At 58.3% G+C, this 21364-nt stretch carries 14 protein-coding genes and 3 pseudogenes; 11 read left to right on the forward strand and 6 right to left on the reverse strand.

Going from position 1 to position 21364, the window contains the following annotated elements:
- Window positions 1-27 precede the first annotated feature (27 nt).
- The 5 genes and pseudogenes from PSQ90_RS05565 (at window position 28) to trxA (ending at window position 7552) form a co-directional block, all read left to right on the forward strand.
- Window positions 28-720 (forward strand): nucleotidyltransferase family protein, encoded by a 693-nt coding sequence (locus tag PSQ90_RS05565; RefSeq protein WP_282212430.1) that lies wholly within the window; start codon window positions 28-30, stop codon window positions 718-720.
- Window positions 717-2864, forward strand: a pseudogene (gene addB / locus PSQ90_RS05570) (double-strand break repair protein AddB); the annotation flags it as partial. The gene PSQ90_RS05565 and the pseudogene addB, both read left to right, overlap by 4 nt.
- Entirely contained in the window at window positions 2792-3712 is a 921-nt protein-coding gene (locus tag PSQ90_RS05575; RefSeq protein WP_282212431.1) for a PD-(D/E)XK nuclease family protein, read from the forward strand. The pseudogene addB and the gene PSQ90_RS05575, both read left to right, overlap by 73 nt.
- Window positions 3709-7149: a double-strand break repair helicase AddA gene (gene addA, locus PSQ90_RS05580; protein WP_282212432.1), complete on the forward strand. Its 3441-nt coding sequence runs from the start codon at window positions 3709-3711 to the stop codon at window positions 7147-7149. Before PSQ90_RS05575 ends, addA begins: the two co-directional genes overlap by 4 nt.
- A 79-nt stretch (window positions 7150-7228) precedes the next feature.
- Window positions 7229-7552 carry a thioredoxin gene (gene trxA / locus PSQ90_RS05585; RefSeq protein ID WP_282212433.1) on the forward strand — a complete coding sequence of 108 codons (324 nt, stop codon included), beginning with the start codon at window positions 7229-7231 and terminating at the stop codon, window positions 7550-7552.
- Window positions 7553-7628: 76 nt separating this feature from the next.
- Here the strand turns inward: trxA and PSQ90_RS05590 are convergent, their stop codons facing one another.
- From PSQ90_RS05590 to ubiE, 6 genes and pseudogenes are all read right to left on the reverse strand, one after another.
- Complete coding sequence (locus PSQ90_RS05590) at window positions 7629-8366, reverse strand: HesA/MoeB/ThiF family protein (RefSeq protein ID WP_282212434.1); 738 nt, start codon at window positions 8364-8366, stop codon at window positions 7629-7631.
- The gene (locus PSQ90_RS05595; protein ID WP_282212435.1) at window positions 8363-9130 is read right to left on the reverse strand and encodes a DUF2259 domain-containing protein; all 768 of its coding nucleotides are present in this window, start codon (window positions 9128-9130) and stop codon (window positions 8363-8365) included. Before PSQ90_RS05595 ends, PSQ90_RS05590 begins: the two co-directional genes overlap by 4 nt.
- A pseudogene (dut, locus tag PSQ90_RS05600) lies at window positions 9075-9546 on the reverse strand (dUTP diphosphatase). The gene PSQ90_RS05595 and the pseudogene dut overlap by 56 nt, the downstream one beginning before the upstream one ends.
- On the reverse strand, window positions 9546-10163 hold the full coding sequence (locus PSQ90_RS05605; protein WP_282212436.1) for a hypothetical protein: 618 nt from the start codon (window positions 10161-10163) through the stop codon (window positions 9546-9548). Before PSQ90_RS05605 ends, dut begins: the two are co-directional and overlap by 1 nt.
- An 89-nt stretch (window positions 10164-10252) precedes the next feature.
- Window positions 10253-11791 carry a 2-polyprenylphenol 6-hydroxylase gene (gene ubiB, locus PSQ90_RS05610; protein WP_282212437.1) on the reverse strand — a complete coding sequence of 513 codons (1539 nt, stop codon included), beginning with the start codon at window positions 11789-11791 and terminating at the stop codon, window positions 10253-10255.
- An 11-nt stretch (window positions 11792-11802) separates the two neighbouring features.
- Window positions 11803-12567 (reverse strand): bifunctional demethylmenaquinone methyltransferase/2-methoxy-6-polyprenyl-1,4-benzoquinol methylase UbiE, encoded by a 765-nt coding sequence (gene ubiE / locus PSQ90_RS05615; RefSeq protein ID WP_282212438.1) that lies wholly within the window; start codon window positions 12565-12567, stop codon window positions 11803-11805.
- Window positions 12568-12663: 96 nt separating this feature from the next.
- Here ubiE and mutM point away from each other — a divergent pair.
- The 6 genes and pseudogenes from mutM (at window position 12664) to gyrB (ending at window position 21356) form a co-directional block, all read left to right on the forward strand.
- Window positions 12664-13547 (forward strand): annotated as a pseudogene (gene mutM, locus PSQ90_RS05620) (bifunctional DNA-formamidopyrimidine glycosylase/DNA-(apurinic or apyrimidinic site) lyase).
- A 171-nt stretch (window positions 13548-13718) separates the two neighbouring features.
- Window positions 13719-13985, forward strand: a complete 267-nt coding sequence (gene rpsT, locus PSQ90_RS05625) for a 30S ribosomal protein S20 (RefSeq protein ID WP_282212439.1) — start codon at window positions 13719-13721, stop codon at window positions 13983-13985.
- A gap of 892 nt (window positions 13986-14877) precedes the next feature.
- Entirely contained in the window at window positions 14878-16314 is a 1437-nt protein-coding gene (gene dnaA / locus PSQ90_RS05630; protein ID WP_282212440.1) for a chromosomal replication initiator protein DnaA, read from the forward strand.
- A 245-nt stretch (window positions 16315-16559) separates the two neighbouring features.
- Window positions 16560-17681, forward strand: coding sequence for a DNA polymerase III subunit beta (gene dnaN / locus PSQ90_RS05635; RefSeq protein ID WP_282212441.1), 1122 nt, complete (start codon window positions 16560-16562; stop codon window positions 17679-17681).
- Between the two features lie 41 nt (window positions 17682-17722).
- Window positions 17723-18820, forward strand: a complete 1098-nt coding sequence (gene recF / locus PSQ90_RS05640) for a DNA replication/repair protein RecF (RefSeq protein ID WP_407648201.1) — start codon at window positions 17723-17725, stop codon at window positions 18818-18820.
- Window positions 18821-18929: 109 nt separating this feature from the next.
- On the forward strand, window positions 18930-21356 hold the full coding sequence (gyrB, locus tag PSQ90_RS05645) for a DNA topoisomerase (ATP-hydrolyzing) subunit B (protein ID WP_282212442.1): 2427 nt from the start codon (window positions 18930-18932) through the stop codon (window positions 21354-21356).
- Window positions 21357-21364: the final 8 nt, after the last annotated feature.

A 21364-nucleotide genomic window follows, 5' to 3' on the forward strand; every position in this document is an offset into this window, starting at 1 on the left:
AGAGCCGATGCTACCCAAGATATTGCCATGACCGACACCGGCGCTTTTCCAGATGTCATGCTGCTCGCCGCAGGGCTTGGCACCAGAATGCGGCCGCTGACACTTGAGCAGCCCAAGCCGCTGATCGGTGTTGCCGGCACCCCGCTGATCGAACGCATCATGATCAATGCCCGGGCAGAAGGGGCGCGGCATTTCGTTGCCAACGCCCACTACCTGGCCGATCAACTGCTGGCCCATTTTGCCGGTGGCCTCAGGATTTCGCGCGAAGAACAATTGCTGGGCACCGGCGGCGGAGTCCGAAATGCCCTGCCAATGCTGGGGTCTGACCCGTTTTTTGTCATGAATACCGACGCGTTCTGGCCCAAGGGCAGCGATGCACCGCTGGGGCGGATGGTGGCCAAAATGGCTGACAGCGCCAGCGACATTGTGCTGCTCTGCGTACACCCCGTCCGTGCCAGCGGCTTTGATCGCAGCCACGATTTCTGCCTCGACCCGCGCGGCAACATTACCAATGATTACGGCGCCCCGGTGATTTACGCGGGCGTGGCGCTGGTGCGCAAATCCCTGTTCAACGATATGCCCGATGGGGCTTTTTCGCTAACCCGTCTGTTTGACCGGGCCCTGGCCAACGAGACGCTACAGGGGGTCGCGCTCAATGCGCCCTGGTATCATGTGGGGGACCCGGAAGCCCTCAAAACGGCAGAGGCGGCGCTGGCATGAACTCCGTCTATACCATTGCCCCACATGCCAAATTTCTTCCAACCCTGGCGGACCGGATCATTGATGGCACCTTGCTGGGCGGGTGGGATCCAACGGGCCCGTTTGGCCTGAGCGATATTACAATCGTCTTGCCGACCCGGCGCGCGCGCCTGTCGCTGGCCGAAATATTTGCTGATCGCGGAATCGGTTTGCTGCCCGACATCCGCACCTTTGGTGGCGAGGACAAGGAAGAAGAACCCTTCCTGCCGCCGATTGATGTCAGCGTGCTGCCCGCGCCGGTATCGCTGCTGGAACGGCGACTGATCCTGTCGCGACTGGTCAAGGTTTGGGCCAATTCCGACGAAGGCGCCAAGGCTCTCGCTTCGCCCCCCAACGCAGCCGAAATTCTCAAGTTGGCTGAATCGCTGGGCGGTTTGATCGATGATCTTGCCGCCGAAGGCTGCACGCCCCAGCAACTCGACGCCATCGTTCCAGCCGATCTGGCCGAAAACTGGCAGCAGACGCTTAAGTTCCTGCAGATTGTCTTTACGACCTGGCCACAGATCATGGCGGAGCGTCACAAGGCCGACAGATCGGTTTTGCGCAATGCACGCCTAGAGCGACAGGCCATGGCAGCGCCGCTGGTTTATGGCGAAAGGCCTATCATTGCCGCAGGCTCCACAGGATCGATCCCGGCAACGGCGGCCCTGCTCAAGGCGATTGCCGGTCTGCCGTGCGGTGCCGTGGTGCTGCCGGGCGTCGATATATCGCTCTCCCCAAACGCGCATGAAGCACTGCTCGATCCGATCAATAATCCCCACGGTCACCCCCAATATGGCCTCGCCAGGCTGTTGCGCATATTGAGCCAGACAATGGGCAGCGTGGTTGAACTGGCGGACGCCGATCATGCGCGCACCACCTTGGTGCGACGCGCGCTGGCGCTCAGCCCCGACACAGCCTTTTGGGCGCAAAACCGGCTGACACCAGATCGACTGGAATCGGCAGGCGAAGGTTTGACCTTATTGAGCGCCCGCACCGAAGATGAGGAAGCGCGCGCCATTGCGCTTGCAGCGCGCGACGGTCTGGTTGGCGGCAAGAGTGTTGGCATTGTAACGCCGGATCAAAATCTTGCTCGCCGGATCGCGGCGGAACTCGGTCGGTTCGAAATCAAGGTCGATGATGCGGCGGGTGCACCCCTGTTCCAGTCGGCTGCCGGTCGCTTGCTGCGCCAGATATTGGTGCTGGGTGTCAACAATATCGCGCCGGTCGATCTGATGGCGGTCCTGCGCAATCGCGCCTGCACATTCGGAACTAGCCGGGCCGATGTCGGCCCGATTGCCGATCAGATCGAACTGGGTTTATTGCGCGGCCAGCGCCCCAATCCAGGATTTGCGGGCCTGAGGACGCTGTTGGCGGCCAACATTGAAGGGCTGACAAAATATCCGGCCTTGCGCCTCAAGCAAGCGGATACCGACGCCATTGAAACCATTCTGGCCCGGCTCGAGGCAGCGATGGCGCCTGTGATGGCCGCATTGGCAAGTCCGAGCCTGACGGCTGGCAGTTTCGTGAGCGCTTTATTGGCTGGCTTTGCGGCCATTGCCAATGACGAGACCACGGGTGGTGCGGAGCTGGCGCAATGGGGTCGGGAGATATTGGCCCAGGGAACTGAGGGCATCGCGTTTGAGCCGGTCGGGCTTGAAGGGGTGCTTCAGGCGCTGATGCAGGGCTTTGAGGTGCGCAATGTTGCGGCCCGACGCGACGACATTGCGATCTGGGGGCAGTTGGAAGCGCGGCTGCAAAATCCCGATATATTGATCATCGCAGCTCTCAACGAAGATATCTGGCCTGAAGCCGCTGACCCCGGCCCGTGGTTGAGCCGCGGCATGCGGTTAGCCGCCGGAATGGAGCCGCCTGAGCGCAAGGCCGGGCTCGCAGCGCATGACTTTGCGATGGCTCTGGGAAACGCTGAAGTCATTGTGGCTTTTTCAGAACGATTGGGTGCCAGCCCGGCGATTGCTTCGCGTCTGGTACAACGGCTTGAGGCCTTTGCCGGAGAAGAGGCCGCAAATACCTGGCGTCAACGCGGCGAAAAGTGGCTGGCCCAATCGCGCGCGCTCGATGCGTCGACGATGCTGCAGGCAGCGGCCATGCCGCAGCCCAACCCCCTGCTGACCTGCGGCCCCGACGCCTGTCGATCACCGAAATCGAAACCCTGTTCCGCTCGCCCTATGATCTTTATGCCAAATATATCCTTGGGCTCAAACCGATGGATGCGTTGGGCGAAGAGGCGGGTGGGCGCGAGCGCGGCAGCATCATTCATGAAATATTCGGCCGCTTTATCGAGGAAGGCCACGATGTCATGGCCGAAAATGCCCTAAGCATCCTCAACGAATTGGCGATTAAGGGGTTTTCCGGGCTCGACGCGATCAGTCAACGCCGCGACATCTGGATGCGCCGGTTCACCACTGCGGCACAATTGTTCCTCGAATTTGAGCGGGACCGTAATCATCTGGTTCGGCAGCGGCATGCGGAAATTTCAGGGAAGTGGGACCTGCCCTTGCCCTTCTTGCTTTCGGGCCGCGCAGACCGGATTGACGAGATGGTTGATGGCAGCCTGCAGATCATCGATTTCAAGACCGGATCCCCGCCGAGTGCGGGCGAAATGAAACGGTTTGAAGCGCCGCAACTGTTGCTGGAAGCGGCAATGGCGGGTGACGGGGCGTTCGCCGATATTGCTGCGGCAAAAACCAGCGCCCTGACCTATATCAAGATTGGCCTGGGGCCCGAGGCCTTTGTCGAAAAGCCATTCTCGCTCGATGATGGATTTGATCTGATGGACGCAGCCGAGGAATCATCTCTCAGGATGCAACGCCACATCAACGAGTTCCTGTTCAGGGAGCGCCCGATGGTTCCCCGGCTATTTCCGTCGGCACGACAGCGATTTGCTGGCGCTTACGAGCATCTGGCCCGCACCGACGAATGGAGCCTGATCGGCGGGGAGGACGAAGAATGAACCGTTCATTCCTCATTCCGCCCGACACCGCCGAGAACCAGCGGCTGGCCGCTGACCCTGATTATTCGATCTGGGTGGCCGCAAATGCCGGGTCGGGCAAGACCCACGTTTTGACACAGCGGGTGCTACGCCTTTTGCTTTCAGGGGTGCCGCCCCAGTCAATCCTTTGCCTCACCTATACCAAGGCAGCGGCGGCCGAGATGCGACGCCGGGTTTCCGGGGTGCTGGCCAAATGGGCGGTAATGACCCAGCGCGCGCTGGACGTGGCACTGTTCGGGCTTGATGGGCAGAGCGTTGACGCCGAAAAGCGTGCCTTGGCGCGCACCCTGTTTGCGCGGGCGCTGGAAACACCGGGCGGGCTCAAAATTGTTACCATTCATGCCTTTTGCGAAAGCGTTTTGCATCGCTTTCCGCTCGAAGCCAAAGTGCCGTTCGACTTCAGTGTCGTTGAGGAGGACGAACAGGGCCAGATGATTCTGGAGGCGCGCGAAGCTGTGCTTGCCGTTGGGCTGGCGGGTGAAGAACACGCCGAAGCGGTTGCCGTCCTGTTTGATCTGCTCAGCGATGATCAAATTGGCAAAGCGATCATGGCGGCGTTAGCCGATGGACGTAAATTGCGCGCCATATTGGCCAATCGCGAAACGGCCAAGGCCAATCTGCGCAAACTGGTCAGGCTGGAAAACGGCCCCAGCGTATCCGCCATCGAGGCCAAAATGCTCAATGAACGGCTGATCGGGCCGGCCGAGATCGTCCGGTTGCTCGAAATTTGCCCTCCCAACGGCAAGGGGATTTCATTTGAATCTAAGCTAGCGCGGCTCGATCCCCGCACGCCCCGGCTAGGCGATTGGCTCAAGGCGTTCCTGAAAGCTGATGGTGAAATTCCCAGCAAATTTCCTAAAAAAGCCTTTGTTGATGCCGATCCCGAACTGGCAGCGCTGGTGCGGGAAGAGGCTGAACGGTTGGCAATGCTGGTGGATCTTCGCAATAGCGCCCAACTGTTGGAGCGCAGCGAAGCACTGCTTGAAGTTGTCGGGGCGATTTCAGACCGCTTCGAACGGCGCAAGCGCGCCCGATCATTGCTCGATTTTGACGATCTGATTGAAAAGCTGGCGGCTCTATTTGCCGACAAAGAACTTGGCGCCTGGGTGCAATACAAACTTGATGCGGGCATTACCCATATTCTGGTCGATGAAAGTCAGGATACCAATCCGCGCCAATGGCGGGTGGTCGAAGCGATTGCACGCGAGTTTTTTACCGGCGACAGTGCGGTCGAACGGCCACGTTCGGTATTTGCCGTGGGTGACCAAAAACAGTCGATCTATTCGTTTCAGGGTGCCGACCCAACGCTTTTCGGCAAGACCGGGGACGACTTCAGGCAGCGCGCCGAAAATGCCAACCGTCCCTTCAAATTGTTGCCGCTCAACACCAGTTTTCGCACTTTGAAGGGCGTGTTGGAGGCGGTCGATCTGGTCACAAAACGCCCCGATGTTCGGGCCGCATTGCTGGCCACTCATGAGATAGAGCATCAGACCGCGCGCGCTGAAGAAGGCGGCACGGTAACGCTCTGGCCTCCGGTGCATCAGCCCAACGATGAGAATGCCGACGATCAGTGGCCGCTTGAAGCACAGGCGATAGAAAGATCGGCACCCCGTCAGGTTGCCGAGCGTATCGCGGGCGAAATTGCTGGCTGGGTCAAATCCGGGCGCACCCACGGCCCCCATGGGCAAGTGGTCACCCCCAATGATGTACTGATCCTGGTGCAGGCGCGAAATGGGCTGTTTCACGAAATCATCCGGGCGCTGATCAAGGCTGGCCTACCGACGCCCGGTGCTGATCGGTTGGCCGTGACCAGCCATATTGGTGTGCTGGACCTGCTGGCGCTTTGTGATGTGTTGCTCAATCCAACCGACGATTTGCAACTGGCGGCCCTGTTGCGCTCTCCCCTTTTCGATATCAGCGAAGAGCATCTGTTCGATTTGGCTCATGGTCGCGGCCCGCAAACCTTATGGCGACGTCTTGGGTCCTCCGGTCTCCAACCAGCCCGGGATGCGGCCGAGCGTTTGCAGCGCTGGCGGGCTCAACTCGATTTTGAGCGGCCCTTCGAGTTTTTTGCGGCGGTGCTTTATGGCGAAGGCGGACTCAAGCGTTTTCACGCCCGTTTCGGCGGCGAGATCGATGATGTATTTGCCGAGTTCCTGACGCTGGCGCTCGAACATGAACAGACCGAACAGCCGTCCTTGCAGGGATTTGTTACCGCGATGCGCGCGCGCCAGGTTTCGATCAAGCGCGATCTGGCCGAGACAGGCTCGGGGGTTCGGGTGATGACGGTGCACGGGGCCAAAGGTCTTGAAGCCCCGATTGTCATTCTGGCTGACGCGGCGACGACGCCCACGGCGCAAAAACTCGGTAAGCCGGTCTATCTGGTAGAAGACAGCCCCGGTCCCCTATTGATCCACGCCTCCAAGAACGCTCAGCACACAGAAGAAACGCGCCCCTTCCGCATCGTCGATGAGGACAATCAGAAGGCGGAATACTGGCGAAAGCTTTATGTCGGCATGACCCGGGCCGAGGATGAGCTGTATGTCACCGGCGCACTGACCCCCGGCACAAAACCCCAATCCCAACTCAAGGGCTCCTGGTATGAGGCCATTGAAACGGCGTTACGGCCTGACGCAGATACCATATGCGATGATAATGGCGTGGAACTGGCCGTTATCTATCCCGCCACTCGGCCTGCCCCGTCGCTACCCGTCACGGCAACAGTGAATGGGCCAACCAGTGTTGAGCCTCTGGTGCTGGCAGACCTGCCCGCTCACAGCAACATCTCGATCGTCCGGCCTTCCTCTGCCTTTGAGGAAGTTGGTGACGAGCGGGTTCTCGACACCATGCTTGAAAGGCTTGAGCGGCTTGATCCGGCGCTGGCACGCCAGCAAGGCATTGCGCTGCATGCGCTGTTGCAGCATTTGGGCCGGGTTCCGCGCGCCGATTGGCCGGTTGTGCTGGATCGGGCAATGCCCGTGCTGCTGCCCGAGGCGCCGCAGTTGCGCGATCCTGTGCGCGCCAAGGCGATTTCGATTCTGACGCGCCCGGCGCTTGGCGAAATTTTCGGACCCAACAGCCGCGCCGAGGTGCCGTTTCTGGTCAATGGGATACGCCGTGGCAAGGCGATAAAGCTTGCGGGTCGCATTGATCGGCTGGTGATTACGCCCGACTCTGTTAGTGTGGTGGATTATAAGTCGGACGCACAGGTTCCGAGTTCGGCTGAGGCGGTTCCGCGCCAATATCTGACGCAATTGGGCCTTTATGCGCTGGTTGCAGGGCAGCTTTTCCCCGGCAAAACGATCAAGGCCCAAATCCTATGGACTGAGCTGGAATCATTGATGAATTTACCCCACGAATTGCTGCGGCACATGGTCTCTGACTTCACCTTGGGGTGATTGTGCTTGCAGTGTGACTGGACTCTCCCCAATTTTTGGATCACACAGACCACCGCTTTCAACCCTAAAGGCAAATCAGATGACCACACATGTTTCCGATGCCAATTTCGGCGAGGAAGTCCTCAATTCTCAGGAACCCGTTCTGGTAGATTTTTGGGCAGAGTGGTGCGGGCCATGTCGCGCGATCGCACCCGTACTTGACGAACTCTCGAGCGAACTGGCCGGCAAGGTCAAAATCGTCAAGCTCAACATTGATGAAAATCCTTCGACCACCGTCAAATATGGCGTTCGGTCGATTCCGACCATGATCCTGTTCAAGGGTGGTGAAGCGGCTGATATGAAGGTTGGCGCTGGTACACCCAAGGCTGGGCTGACCAAATGGCTTGAGGGCCACGCTGCCTGATCAACCCACTGCGAATTTTTGCAAACGCCGCCAGTCACCGCTGGCGGCGTTTGTTTTTTGGGCGGGTTAGGCCGATCTAGTAGTTAAGTTCGACCGTGCGCCCGTCGCGCCCGTTGTAAAGCATCAGTCGCCCCAGGAGCGGCGTGCCGATGTCAGTAATGAGCTTGACCGCTTCCATGGCCATCAGACTGCCAATGACGCCTGTCAGCGGTCCCAGAACGCCATTGAGTTCGCATGAAGGCAGATCGGCGTCGTCGGGGCTTTCGGGATAAAGATCGGCAAAGGCTGGATAAGCGCTCCCGTCAGGGCGCAGGATATGCGGTGCGATGACGCTGATCTGCCCATCAAACCCGGACACGGCGCCGGAAACCAGCGGGATGCGTGCCCGCTCGGCGGCCGCCGCAACGATGGCGCGGGTCGCAAAATTGTCGCTTCCGTCCAGCACCAGACCATACTGGGCCAATAGGGCATCAGCGTTGGCGGCGTCGAGACGCATTTGGTGGGCAATAGCCTTGACGTGCGGATTGAGCGCGCTGGCAAAGTCGGCGCCGCTTTGCGCCTTGGGGGCACCGACAGCGGCGGTGGTGTGAACAATCTGGCGCTGCAGATTGGAGATGGCAACTCTATCGTCATCGACTATGCCCAGCGTGCCGACACCGGCGGCGGCAAGATAGGCCAGTGCGGGGCTCCCCAGCCCGCCGGCACCGATTACCAGGACGCTCGCCCCCTTGAGCGCTTGTTGGCCATGCCCGCCCATGCCCTTGAGCACGAGGTGGCGGGCATAGCGGCTGGTTTCCTCAGGTGTAAAATTCATTTCTTGCGCAGCGGCACCACCAAAAAGCGACGATCCGGCCCTTCAAAGCCATGGGGGAACATAGAAACTATCGCAATCCCGTCGTCCATGTCACTGGAATCAAACGGCAGGGCGACGCCATATATTCGGTAGGCCAGCGGACATCCGCGCGACATCGGCAACACACCATCCTGATGCAACACGCGCGTCGCACCATTTTCATAATAGTCGAGTTGATAACCTTTTGGATCGTCGCCGAACCAGGCTTTGCAGGGAGCCGAGGTAGTTGCCGGAAAACTTTTCAGGTCCAGTCTGAAATCACCATTGACTGCACCGGGTTCGACATAGCCGGGCAACCCGAAGTGCAAATGGGTGCCCTGGGTGTCAACGGCCCCATCGCCGATCATGGCGATCATCTGGATGGGGCGTTTAAGCCCCAGATCATTGAGTTGGGTTGAAGCGGCGACAAGATTTTTGCTGCGGATCGCTTCGAGCGGGATTTGTTCGTTTTGCGCTTCAAGCCTGATGGGGGTGCCAACGACCCATATATCGCGTGTCAAATCAACGATATAGATGTTGGAATAGGCAAAACCGCTGCCATCGCCAATCCCGAATTCCTCATAGGCAAAGAAATTGGCGCGCGGCGAATAGCCCAAGGCTTGGAACTGGGCCCGGTCCCCGGCAAGGGCGGGAACAACGCCGAACAAGGCTGCGGCAACAACTAAAATTCTAAGTGGCCTGATGCCCCGTCGAGCCAAAACCTTTATTGCCGCGTTCAGTATCATTCAAACTAGCTCTCAAAATAAAATCTGGCCGGGTGACGGGCGCAATGACCATTTGCGCAATGCGGTCGCCTCGGTTGATGGAAAAATCGGATTGGCCAAAATTGATCAATATAACCTGCACCTCGCCGCGATAGTCGGCGTCAATGGTGCCGGGTGCGTTCAAAAGGGTAATACCATGCCGGATTGCCAAACCGGATCGGGGGCGGACTTGCGCCTCGTAACCGTGGGGCAGCGCCATGGCAAAGCCACAGGGGACTTGCGCGCGCTGGCCGGGCGTCAGCGTGATTGGCGAGATCGGCGGCAACCGCCGCCATGAGATCGACACCAGCCGCACCATCGGTCTGGGCCGCAGGCATGGCAAATCCCTTGCCGTGCTCGAGCCAGCTCAGTCCAATTTCAACGGTTTCAATCGGCATTATTTTACCCTGACAACTGCGTATAGAGTGGCGGGAAGGCCAGCCGTTCCATTGATTAGATCAAGGAAATGAACAACTTGTTCGGCTGAACGCTTATCTGGTGACAATGACATGTTGGTGTCAACCACTTCCAGACCGCCAAAACGCAACGTGCAGGTGTGGCCACTGAACAGGGATTGGTTCATCTGGCGGGTTTTTTCGTCGTCCCAACGATGGGCGCCAACTTCCTCGGCGATACCGACCAGCGATAATTCAACCCGCACAAGCCCATCACCGAGAGGGGTGAACCTGACCCGCTGCTGGTCACGCCCCAGCAATATTGTGGCAAAATCGCCCTTTTGGGAAAAATAGCAGGCGGCGCTTCCATCGGCATTTTCGACCAGCTCGCCCTTGGCGCAAAAGCGCTCCATGCGATGTTTACCGTCGGCAGTCCCTGCCATGGGCTTGTCGAGGTCGGGCTTGATCAGGGAATAGAACTCGGCCCCCATCACCTGTGTCATGCTGGCTCGAGCGGTCGTGGGGCTGATGACATCTATGTCCACCGTTGCGTCGACACAGCCCGCCAGAAACAGCAGAGATCCGGCGGTCGCCACTATTCTGGCAGGTAAAAACGTCATAGAAGCAGCCCCTATGCGGCGAATGGCTTGCACTCACGTGCAGGCAATTTGCGGCCAAAATAGCCCTTAAGAGGCCGTCGCGCCGCACACTAAACCGTGACGACACGCCAGATCAATGCGAGCAACAAGACCATCAGGCCCCAAAAAAGCGATTTTCCCATCCATGGGGCGATCGTCGGTCGTGCCTGCCTTTGGGCATGATAGTCGAGCATGACCGCCTCGGCCTGGCGCAGCAAGACCGGCACGCGGCGAGCGGAATCAGCGATGATTTCGAGCGCCGCCCGTGCGTCTTCGATCTTGCCGATCGGCCCCTCTTCGTGCCGCAACCAGGCGCCCACGACCGGCTCGGCGGTTGTCCATATGTTGAGGTCAGGGTCAAGCGCGCGCGCCACTCCTTCAACCAGGACCATGGATTTTTGCAGCAGCACCAGTTCGGGGCGGGTCTGCATGTCGAACAGGTCGGTAATGGCGAAGAGCTGGCCCAGTACCCTGGCCATCGAAATGTCGCTGGCCTTGCGTCCGTGCAGCGGTTCGCCGATGGAGCGGATTGCCAGGGCAAAATCTTCGATGGACTGATTGTCAGGCACATAGCCGATGTCAAAATGGCGGCGGGCGACCATTTGGTAGTCGCGCGAGATAAAGCCATAGAGAATGTCGGCGAGGAACCGACGTTCAGCCTTGTTTATGCGGCCCATGATACCAAAATCGACGGCAACAATATTGCCGGTTATCGGATCGATAAACAGATTGCCCGGATGCATGTCGGCGTGAAAAAAGCCATCGCGAATGGCGTGCTTCAAAAAACTTTGCAGCAGATTGGTCGCAAGCGTCTTTCTATCAAGCCCTGCCGCATCGAGCGCTGCCAGGTTGCGGATGGGTATGCCCTCGATCCAGGCCGTGGTCAGCACATTCTGGGCGGTGTGTTCCCAATGGATTTCGGGAATGACGAAGCCCTCGTCATTTTCGATGTTTTCGGCAAATTCCGATATCGAGGCGGCTTCGAGGCGCAGGTCAAGCTCAAGGCGTGCCGAATGATCAAGGGTCGCAACGATTTCCGTCGGCTTGAGACGCCGGGTCGCGCTGACGAGTTTTTCGACCAGCCGCGCGCCGGCATAATAGCTCTCAATATCGGCCATGAAGCGATGAGCCACGCCGGGTCGGAGCATTTTTACCGCAACCTTGCGAGACTGGCCGTTGGCAACGGTGAGTTGGGCCTGATGCACCTGGGCAATCGATGCGGCGGCAATCGGCGCTGAAAGATCACGCAGGCCCTCGGCCTTATTGCCAAGCGCTTCGCTTAATAGGACAGGCACCAAGGCTGGATCAAATGGATCCATCCGGTCCTGCAGTGCCGACAGATCCTCCGCAATATCGGCGCCGACAATGTCAGGCCGTGTCGCTAGCGTCTGGCCAAATTTGACATAGGTTGGCCCGAGCCGGTTGAGCGCGCGGGTCAAGCGTTCGACCCGGCCGGTACGGCGCACTGCACGGCGTTCGATCAGCCGCGCCGCTGCAACGCCAAAGCGCATGCCGGGAGGCAGATCATGGGTATTGATGATGGAAAATGCCCCTTCGCGCGCCAGAACATAACCAGCGCGCACAAGGCGAAAATAGGCAGAGAGGCCCAATACAATAAACCTTATATCTTCCAGGCGCTGAACAACGCCGCGATATTGCCAGAATAGGGCGTGTGTGTGACACGTTTGAAACCGGCATCGGCGATCATGGTCGTGAAGGCCGATGGCGCGGGAAATTTGCGGATGGATTCTACCAGATATTGATAGGGCTGGGCATCGCCGGTGACCAGACGCCCCATGGGTGGAATAAGACTATCGGAAAATGCGCGGTAGATCGTATCAAGGCCGGGGACATCGACTTGAGAAAATTCAAGTACCATCAAACGGCCACCGCGCTTGAGCACCCGATGGGCTTCACCAAGGGCCTTTTCAATTCGAGGCACGTTGCGAATGCCAAAGGCAATCGTATAGGCGTCGAACGATTTGTTCTCAAAGGGCAGTTCTTCAGCATTGGCTTCAACAAAACTGGCCTGCGCCGGAAAACGCCAGGATTTGGCGCGCTCGGCGCCAACCCGCAGCATGTCCGAATTGATGTCAGAGACAACAACTTCGGCGTATCCCACCGATGCATTGATGATGCGCTCGGCAATATCGCCAGTACCACCGGCCATATCGAGAACGCGCCATGGGCGGGTGCCCTGTTTGGGCGGCGCGAGATCCGCGACCATGGCATCTTTCCAGACGCGATGGATGCCACCGCTCATCAAATCGTTCATCAGGTCGTAGCGATCAGCCACACCATGAAACACCGCGTTGACAAGGCCCTGCTTGTCCTCTAGCGCAACCTCTTGCTCGCCGAAATGCGTGGTTTGCCGGGGCTGGCTCATGGCTTCGATCTCAATCGTGTTGCGTTAAACCCACCATAGCGGAGGGCTGCCCGGTTTGCCATGGCGCAAAGCGGCGCAGGGATGCGGAGGTAAACCATGCCTGAATTGCCAGAAGTGGAAACGGTAAGACGGGGCCTTGAGCCCTATCTGGTCAACGCTCGGATTGAAAGCGTGGCGCTTTATCGAAAGAACCTCCGGTTCGATTTTCCCGACGATCTGGTCCAATCGCTTGAGGGGCAGAGCATCACCGCGGTCGAGCGGCGGGCTAAATATTTGTTGATGCGCCTATCCAATGGCAAAACCGTTCTGAGCCATCTCGGTATGACCGGGGTCTACCGGTTTGCCGACAGGGAGATTGAGGCGGCGCGCTACCATGCGAAGCCCCCGCAGCCAAACATGACCATATGATATGGTCGATAGATCATCCCGATCACGGCCCCATGGATCTGATCTATGCCGATCCGCGCCGTTTTGGCTTTATCGATCTACTCGATCAGATCGAGGACAGCCCTTATCTAAAAGGACTGGGGCCAGAGCCTTTGGGCAACCAGTTCAATGCCCAGATGCTGGCCGACGCCTTCAGAAGCAAAAAAGCACCGGTCAAGGCGGCGCTACTGGATCAGCGCGTGGTGGCGGGACTGGGCAATATATATGTGGCCGAAGCGCTTTTCCGCGCCCACATTCTGCCCACCGTTATGGCCCTTAGCCTTGTGACCAAGGATGGGCACCCCAAACCGGCGCTCGAGGCATTGGCGCGTGCGGTTGTTGCCGTCCTGACCGAGGCGATCCAGGTTGGCGGTTCAACGCTCAAGGATTTCCGCAATGCTGAGGGCGGCTCGGGCTATTTCCAGCATAGTTTTGCTGTATATGATCGGGCAGACCAACGCTGCCCGACGCCCGAGTGCACCGGCACCATCAGCCGGATCGTGCAATCGGGACGCTCAAGTTTTTTCTGCCCGGTCTGTCAGAAGCAGCCATGAAGCTATTGCATGGCGGCATAAACCCTGAATCCTGTTGACGCCAGCGGGCCGCGCTAGTATAGACCGGCCAACTTGGCGGCTACACATGGGCCGCCGCTTCCATTTTGATCCCGGACGCTTGCGACGCAACAGCGCGCGAATTGCCGGGCGTACGCGCCAAGAGGACTTATCATGGCCAATACCAGTTCAGCCAAAAAGGCTACCCGCAAGATTGAAGCCCGCACTGCGGTCAACAAGGCTCGCCGTTCGCGCATCCGCACTTTCATCCGCAAGGTTGAAGAAGCCATTGTTGCAGGCGACCACAAGGTTGCCGTGGAAGCGCTACGTGCTGCCGAGCCAGAAATCCACCGTGCCGCCAGCAAGGGCATCCTTCATGCCAACCTGGCATCGCGCAAGGTTTCGCGCCTCAATGGCCGGGTCAAGGCACTGGCAGTTTAAGCGCTACGCACGATTATTGTCGGCCCTTCGGGTCGAGATTTCAAAGGGCTCCTCGCGGAGCCCTTTTTTGTTGCCGGCTTTGACCGCCAGCCACTTGACTGATGTGCATCGTGATCCAACTGCGACATTTTTACCGCACAGAACCAATTTGAGAAATATCGCTCCAGGGCAAGCGTTTATCAGTAATTGTCAAGGAAAAATCGGGTCGGGAAAACACGATTATAAACATTGCGCACGACACGACAGAACAAAAAATTTTTGCCGAGTCGCGTACTCCCGGTTTGATTCTACATTGAGTCACAAGCGGTTGGTTCAAGTTGCGGAGTGGCAGCGGGGAACTGTTTTTTACCTTCGCAGAGTCAAGCCCCTATTTCAGCGATTCACGTGTTGCGAGGGCAAAGGGACCCCTCTAATATAGTTTGGCGAGCTTGAGAAAAGACGGCAACAAGACCCGACTTCACAAGCTTTCAGGTACGATTTTGGGGCAAATGGAATAAGGCAGAAAGCATTGTGCTTTCCTGGTTTGGCAACCAATGTCACTTGTGCATTTTGAGTTTGGCGCTGCTCGGCGGCGCTGGGTAAGTTTGGGCGTAGATTAGAGTTTCCGGCCAGATCTGGTTGGGTTCAGAACACAATTCAAACCGACAGTCGGCGGCATTGCCGCGGCACGATGAAGCACGCCCAGAATTTGGACGTGATGGCGGAGCAACGGGTCAATTTTCCGGCAGGGTCGGATCCGTTGTCAAAACAGAAAACAGGCGTGGCCATTGCGGAACCGCGTTGAACGATTGGGGCACAGACGATGAAGCTACAGACGACAGCCGGACAGGTAGATTGGGGGCAGACCGCCCAATCTTTGAAATTGACAACAACAAGGGGCAACACGTCTGCAATGACTTCCATCTCAACGCCGTCTGAAGCTGAACGTGACCTTTGGAACCGGGCACGGGCCCGTTTAAAAGTGGCGGTGGGTGAGGATGTGTTTACCAGCTGGTTTGCCCGGCTGGATCTTGAGGAAATCGTTGACGATCTATGCCATCTATCAGCGCCGACACGCTTTTTATGCTCGTGGGTGCAGTCAAATTATGCCGATCGAATTCTGGAGGCGCTGAAACAGGACGCGCCCGATCTGGCCCGGTTGCAGGTGACCCTTCGCGTCAATGGTCAGGCCCGCCCCCGCATTGCTTCCCAGAACGAGGCGCCGTCACGTGAGGCGCCCGTTGCACCCTCCGCGCCTGCCATGCCCCGGTTAGTGCGAGACAATACCGCTCAGAAGGGCGATGCGCTTTCGGGCAGCGCGATTGACCAGCGCATGACCTTTGATAGTTTTGTGGCTGGCGGCCCCAATGAGATGGCTTTTGGCGTGGCGCGGCAGATTGCCCAGGCGACGGTCAATAATACAGTCAGCTTCAATCCGGTCTATATTCATGCCACGGTTGGCCTGGGTAAATCCCATCTGCTCAACGCTATTGCCCATGAGACGGCGGCGGCTGATGCGAGCAAGAATATCGTTTATCTGACCGCCGACCACTTCATGTACCATTTCATCACTGCCGTGCAGCGTCAGTCGGCGCTGGCCTTCAAGGAATGGCTGCGTAAGGTCGACCTTTTGCTGATCGATGACATGCAGTTCCTGCAGGGTAAGTCAGCGACCGAATTCGGCCATACGCTTGGTACGCTTTTGACCGGGGCCAAGCAGGTTGTGGTCGCGGGCGATGCACCGCCGCGTGATCTCGAAATGCTTGATGAACGGGTCCGCTCGCGCCTTTCGGGCGGGCTGGTCGTACCCATTACCCAGTTTGACGTTGAATTGCGCCGCGCCATCGTTCAGCGCCGGGCGGATCAGTCCAGTACACGGTTTGGCATGCACTTCCCGACCGCGGTGGTGGATTATATCGCGCGCGTGGTGGTCAGCCATGGCCGTGATCTTGATGGGGCCGTCAACCGGTTGGTAGCTGCCAATCAATTGACCGGTGAATTGATCACCGTGCCCTTGGCGGAAAAAACGCTGGGCGATCTCATTCGCAGCCAGGAAGCGCGCCGCGTCCGGATCGAAGACATCCTGCGCATTGTATCGCGGCATTTCAAAGTGCCGCGCAATGAATTGCTTTCGGCGCGTCGATCGCGCGATGTTGTCCGGCCGCGCCAGATCGCCATGTTCCTGGCCAAGGCGCTGACCTCGCGGTCGCTGCCTGAAATCGGTCGCCGCTTTGGCGGCCGCGATCACACCACCGTGCTGCATTCGGTGCGCAAGGTGGAGCAGATGATGAAGGACGATGGCGAATTGTGCCAGGAAATCGAACTGCTCAAGCGCATGATCGAAGAGTAGTCAATAATGTAGCCGGGCCATCGTGCCCGGCTCCCTAAAACCACATCGCCTTGAGGCCATTCAATCGGTAAAAAGCAGGCGGCAAACGACCTGCCCCCGCCTGATTGGCTGGTTGCGACCAAATGCTCTGGGCAAACCCCAACGGGCTCTTGCGTTTTCACAGCCAAATTGCCATGGTCTGCGCCCCGGCTTGCCGGGGATTTTATTGCCGGAATGGCAGTGCGTGAATTGAGGATGTCGGACCGATGAAAGTTACGCTCGAACGCAACCATTTGCTGAAGTCACTGGGGCATGTGCACCGGGTGGTGGAGCGGCGCAACACTTATCCGATCCTGGCCAATGTCTTGTTCAAGGCCAGCGACGACAAGGTGGAGCTGCGCGCCACGGACCTCGATATCGAAGTCACCGAAAGCGTTCCAGCGATGGTCTCAACGCCCGGCACGACGACTGTACCGGCCCATACGCTTTATGAAATCGTGCGCAAACTGGCCGACGGGGCCGAGGTAAAACTTGAGACCGACGGGGGTGAACAAATGGTTCTGACCTCGGGGCGCTCGCGCTTCAATCTGCAATGCCTGTCGCCTGACAGCTTCCCTGATCTCAAATCGGGCAGCTTCACCCATGAATTTGCCGTACCGGCACCGGCGATGCGCGAACTGATCGAACGCACGCAGTTTGCCATTTCCAACGAAGAGACGCGTTATTATCTCAACGGCATCTATTTGCACACGATTGAGGTTTCGACTGGTGAAACGGTGCTGCGCGCTGTGGCAACGGACGGCCACCGCATGGCACGGGCCGATACTGATGCGCCGAGCGGTTCGGCGGGGATGACCGGCATCATCGTGCCGAAAAAGACCGTCAGTGAAGTGCAAAAGCTTCTGGACGGGGCCGAAGGCGATGTCGCGGTTGAAGTGTCGGATACCAAGATCCGTTTTTCGCTGGGCAGCGTTGTATTGCTGTCCAAGCTGATTGAAGGCACCTTCCCTGACTATGAGCGGGTGACGCCCAAGAATAACGACAAGTCGATGCGGGTGGATCGCGCCACCTTTGCAACGGCTGTGGATCGCGTTTCAACCATTGCCTCGGAGCGCGGCGGCAAGGCCGTCAAACTATCAGCCACCGACGGCCAGCTGGAATTGTCCGTTACCAATCCAGACCACGGTACGGCTAGTGAGGAGTTGGCGGTCGAGTTTGAAACCGACGGCTTTGAAATCGGGTTCAACGCGCGCTATCTGCTCGATATCGTGGGCCAGATCCGCTCGGAGAACGCCATTTTCACGTTCAATGATGCAGGTTCACCCACATTGGTGCGCGAAGACGGGGACGCCAAGGCACAATATGTGCTGATGCCGATGCGCGTTTAGGAGCAATTCTGAACACTTCCGCCAATCGTTCAGTCTCGCGGCTGCGCCTGAGCGCCTTTCGCAATTATACAGCGGCCGCGTTGGATCTGGACGCACGCCATGTGGTGCTGACCGGCCCGAACGGGGCGGGCAAGACCAATCTCTTGGAAGCCATTTCATTGCTGTCGCCGGGACGCGGCCTGCGGCGTGCCAGTTTTGACATGGTCCAGGCACAGGGCGCTGAGGCATCATGGGCAGTCGCTGCAACGATTGAGACCTACAGCGGCCCGGTCGACATCGGCACGGGCGGAAACGCAGGTGATGGCGCACGACGGGTGCGTATCAATGGCGCCAATGCCCGTTCAGTTGAAGCGATGAGCGATTATTTGCGCGTTCTGTGGCTGACGCCTGCCATGGACGGACTGTTTTCCGGCCCGGCAGGGGATCGGCGCCGGTTTCTGGACCGGCTGGTCACAACGCTCATTCCGGGTCATTCGGCCACGGTCAATGATTTTGACAAGATCATGCGGCAGCGCAATCGCCTGCTTGAGGACAATGGTGACGCCCACTGGCTGGCAGCTATTGAAACGCAAATGGCAGAAACTGCCGCCGCTATCCATCTAGCGCGCACCGACAGCCTGACCCATTTGCAGGCCCTGATCGCCCAAAGTCTTAGCGATGGCAGTTTTCCAGCTGCCCAGTTGGCGCTAACACCATTGTTTGAGGATCGGCACGAGCCTGTTTCGTCGGCGGATCTGGAGACGGCGCTGATCGACATCTGGCGGCAAACCAGAGCACTGGATCGTGCGGCGGGGCGCACCACCGTGGGGCCGCACAGGGTCGATCTCGAGGTGGTCCATGCCCAAAAGGCCATGCCTGCAATGCTGGGCTCAACGGGTGAACAGAAGGCGTTACTGATCGGCTTGGTGCTGGCCCATGCCCGGTTGGTCAAACAGCGTACCGGCATTACGCCGTTTCTGCTGTTGGACGAGATTGCAGCACATCTTGATCCCGACCGGCGGCGGGCGCTTTTTGATGCGTTGGATGGCCTTGGCGGGCAGTGTTTCCTGACCGGTACAGACCCAATGCTTTTTGAAGCCCTTGCAGATCGCAGTCAGGCGATCCTCGTACGTGGTGGACGGCTTCACCCAAGCGACTAAGCCTTTTGGGAATTGCCAGGCAAATGAGCCCGAAACGGCCATTTTGCTTGGGATTTTTGGCTCAATCGACTACAACTAATTCATCTTAACGAGCCTGATTCGGACCCTCATGACCGACGACATTATTCCTGATCCCGCTGAATATGGTGCCGACAGCATTCGCGTGCTCAAAGGCCTTGATGCCGTGCGCAAGCGTCCCGGCATGTATATCGGTGACACGGACGACGGATCAGGCCTGCACCACATGGTCTATGAGGTGGTTGACAACGCCATTGATGAGGCGCTGGCGGGGCATGCCGACCGAGTAACAGTGACGCTCAATCCCGATGGCTCGGTGACGGTAACCGATAATGGGCGCGGCATTCCAACCGATATTCACAAGGAAGAAGGGGTATCGGCTGCTGAGGTGATCATGACCCAGCTGCATGCCGGGGGCAAGTTCGACCAGAATTCCTATAAGGTTTCGGGCGGCCTGCACGGTGTGGGTGTATCGGTGGTGAACGCGCTTTCGGTGTGGCTACGTTTGACCATTCGCCGAAATGGTAAAATCCATCAAATGACTTTCACCCATGGCGACGCCGATGGTCCGCTTGAGGTCATAGGGGTTAATGAAGGCAGGAACGGGACTGAAGTCAGCTTCATGCCCTCCACTGAAACCTTCACTATGGTGGAGTTCGATTTCAAAACGCTCGAGCATCGGCTGCGCGAGTTGGCGTTCCTCAATTCGGGCGTTCGCATCCTGTTGGCAGATCGCCGCCATCCAGAACCTGTTGATGTCGAGCTTTTTTACGAAGGCGGCCTTGAGGCATTCGTCAATTATCTGGACAAATCCAAGAGTCCGGTGATCGACAAACCGATCACCATTCTGCACGAAAAGGACGGCATTACCGTCGAAGTAGCGCTGCAGTGGAACGATAGCTACCACGAGAACGTGTTGTGCTTTACCAACAACATTCCCCAGCGCGACGGCGGCACCCATCTGGCGGGTCTGCGCGGCGCCCTGACCCGGCAGGTCACGAGTTACGCCGACGTTTCGGGTATTTCCAAGAAGGAAAAAGTTTCCCTAACGGGTGACGATACGCGTGAAGGGCTGACCTGCGTCTTGTCTGTCAAGGTGCCGGACCCGAAGTTTTCGAGCCAGACCAAGGACAAGCTGGTTTCCTCCGAAGTGCGGCCGGTGGTCGAAAATGTGGTCAATGAAAAACTTGGCCAATGGTTTGAAGAGCACCCCGTCGAAGCGCGCACCATTGCCAGCAAAGTGGCTGAAGCTGCCGCCGCCCGCGAGGCCGCCCGCAAGGCACGCGAGCTAACCCGCCGCAAGGGGGCGCTGGAAATTTCCTCCCTGCCTGGCAAACTTGCCGATTGCCAGGAACGCGACCCGGCAAAATCAGAAATCTTTATCGTGGAAGGTGACTCTGCTGGTGGTTCCGCCAAGCAGGGACGCGACCGCGCAACGCAGGCCGTCTTGCCGCTCCGTGGCAAGATCCTTAATGTCGAACGCGCCCGGTTTGACCGCATGATCGGCTCGGACCAGGTGGGTACGCTGATTACAGCGCTAGGGACGGGCATCGGTCGCGAGGAATTCAACGCCGACAAGTTGCGCTACCACAAGATCATCATCATGACCGATGCTGATGTCGACGGCGCCCATATCCGCACGCTGCTTTTGACGTTCTTTTATCGCCAGACCCCTGAACTTATTGAGCGCGGACACATCTATATCGCCCAACCGCCGCTTTATAAAATCAAGCGCGGGCAGTCCGAGCAATATCTCAAGGACGAGAGGGCGCTTGAAGATTATTTGCTATCGACGGGCACCGAAGACGCCGTGCTGACGACCCGCGATGGCCTGACCCACGCCGGTGCCGATTTGTTGTCGATCCTGCAGCAGTCACGCGACATCGTGAACGCCATCGAAAACCTCAATACCCGGTACGATCGGAGCCTGGTTGAACAGGCGGCCATCGTTGGCGCGCTTGATCCCGAAGGGTTGTCCGATCCCGCCAAGGCACAGGTAACGCTTGATCGCATCGCCAACCGGCTCGACCGGATTTCAGATGAGCTAGAGCGCGGCTGGACCGGGGAAATTACCGACGACGACGGGTTGGCCTTTACCCGCGTGGTCAGGGGTGTTTCGGAAACTCACGGCATTGATCCTGCGCTGCTCAATAGCGCTGATGCGCGCAAACTGCGCCAGATTGCCGGTCGTTTGGATGAATTGTTTGGTGGCGTCGCCACCCTTTCGCGCAAAGGCGAAACAACATCGATTCACGGGCCATCGTCACTGTTCAAGGCTGTGACTGCGGCTGGCCGCAAGGGCGTTACCCTGCAGCGCTATAAGGGCCTGGGCGAAATGAACCCAAGCCAGTTGTGGGAAACAACGCTGGATCCGAACGTACGGACCCTGCTCAAGGTGGAAATTCGCGAGAGCGACGATGCCGATTCAATCTTTACAGCGCTCATGGGTGACCTCGTTGAACCACGGCGCGAATTCATTCAGGACAACGCCTTGAGCGTCAGCAATCTCGACGTCTGATCGGATTT

It is taken from the genome of Devosia rhodophyticola (assembly GCF_028816475.1).
Taxonomy (GTDB): Bacteria; Pseudomonadota; Alphaproteobacteria; order Rhizobiales; family Devosiaceae; genus Devosia; species Devosia rhodophyticola.